Source organism: Aliivibrio sp. 1S175 (assembly GCF_001690985.1).
In the GTDB taxonomy this organism is placed as follows: Bacteria; Pseudomonadota; Gammaproteobacteria; order Enterobacterales; family Vibrionaceae; genus Aliivibrio.
The window spans coordinates 1-1971 of sequence record NZ_MAJS01000042.1 but is presented as its reverse complement, the minus strand read 5'-3'; the positions used below and the strand labels follow the sequence as shown (position 1 = coordinate 1971).

At 36.6% G+C, this 1971-nt stretch carries 1 protein-coding gene and 1 pseudogene; both read left to right on the top strand.

Annotated features, from left to right (window positions below):
• A pseudogene (locus A6E06_RS12880) lies at positions 1-249 on the top strand (methyl-accepting chemotaxis protein); the annotation flags it as partial.
• Positions 250-742: 493 nt separating this feature from the next.
• Positions 743-1971: methyl-accepting chemotaxis protein (locus tag A6E06_RS12875; protein WP_065640698.1), on the top strand; the 1229-nt coding region annotated here is incomplete at its 3' end.

Here is a 1971-nt window from a genome sequence, read left to right as displayed (position 1 = left end):
GTTCAGACGGGTCAATCAATCCAAATGATTGAAGAAACCATGATGAAGGTGGCAGATACTGGAATTCAAATTGCGAGTGCGTGTAGCCAACAAGATTCAGTAACAGAAGAACTTGGTCGCAATATTCAAAGCATGAGTTTGTCAGCCAGTGAAGTGGCATTAGGTGCTGATCAAACTGCACAATCGAGTGTTGAATTAGCACAATTAGCAACGATGCTTCAAACTTCTTTATCGCGCTTTAAAGTGTAATAAAACGGCGTTAAACCAGTATTGGTATAAATAGAAAAGGAGATCATTCGATCTCCTTTTTTGTTATTAAAATGAAGGCGTAAAGGTATTGCCGAGTAAAATATGATTATTTTAATAAAAGTCTAAATTTATTTTACTGGATAATGGTCTTGTTAATGGAGTATTGACGGTGTAATTTTGACGTTTGTTCTTATTAGGCTGTAAATAATCACGCTTTTCAAAATAAAGAGAGTAATTAATTAACGTAATAAGTTACTGCCTACTCATTTTTTTACATCTTTAATTTGGCAATGGTTTGCTATTTCTATTTTAATTACAACGTATTGTTTATATTTACATTTTATTGAATTATAAAAGTATGTGACTTTTGTCGCTTTTTATTTTATTTTCTCGTCGATTTGCCGTTATAAGGCAAAAAAGAGTTAAGACATTTTCTCTATAAAATAACACTCATGGATGAGCTATGAAGAACTATCTAAAGGTTGTCAAAGACATGAGTTATAAAAATTTAGCAGTAAGAAATAAAATTGCCGTTGTATTTTCAGCAATTTCTTTAGTGATGATAGCGTTTGCTATTTTCCTATTACAAGAATTAAATAAAGTAGAAACAGAGGTTATTAACTTTACGGATTCTACGGTACCAAGCGTATTGTCTGTTGAAGATTTGTATTTTGAAATGAACACCTATCGCCGAAATCAATATGCCGGATTAACTCTTAACGCAGAAGAGGTCCCTCGTCTTATCTCTACACTGGCTTCGCAAGAAAATGATATTAAAGATCGTTTAGATAAATACGGTTCAACGGTTGCTAGTAATGATGAGCGACGTGTTTTTGAACGAGCATTAAACGGATGGCAGAGATATTTAAACCTGTTAACTGACTTTGACGTTCAAATTAGTAATCGCAATCTGGAAAAAGCTCAATCTGAATTATCAGAGTCAATTGATGCATTTAATGAATTAGGTGCGGCTATGGACGCGCTAGTTGAAACGAATTTACTATTTATAGCGAGTAATCGCTCATCAATAATAGGTAGTGTAGATAATGTAACAATGGCAACGAAAGTATCATTTACTGCTTTAATTGCATTTATGATTTTCATTACTTTCTTTTTAGCTCGTCAAATTTGTCGCCCATTAAATTTAGTGGTAGAGCAATCTAAAGCGATTGCTGCCGGAGATTTAACGTTCAACCTTGCACGTAATGAAATTGGCAATGATGAGTTAGGTGAACTGGCTGATACTAATATTGAGATGCAAGATCAGTTGCGAGTGCTTATTGAAGATACGATTTCAGCCGTGACACAACTTTCTGCAGCAGTAGAAGAAATGAGTGCGATTTCAGAGCAATCTGCACGTGGTATGCAACAACAACAATCTGACATCACAACGGTAGCCGCTGCGATGGAAGAAATGAAAGCAACGGTAGCAGAAGTCGCAAGTAATACAGAAACGGCGTCTACCTCAGCATTAGAAGCGTCTGAAGAAGCAAAACAAGGCAATCGTGACGTTCAATCGAACATTGACCAAATTCAAGTGGTCTCTCGTGATATCGAACAAGCCGGCGAGCTGGTTGAAGAATTAGAGCGTGAATCAAACAACATCAGTGTTGTGGTTGAAGTTATCCGCGGTATTGCTGATCAAACAAACTTATTAGCACTAAACGCAGCGATTGAAGCGGCGCGTGCTGGTGAGCAAGGTCGTGGTTTTGCCGTGGTTGC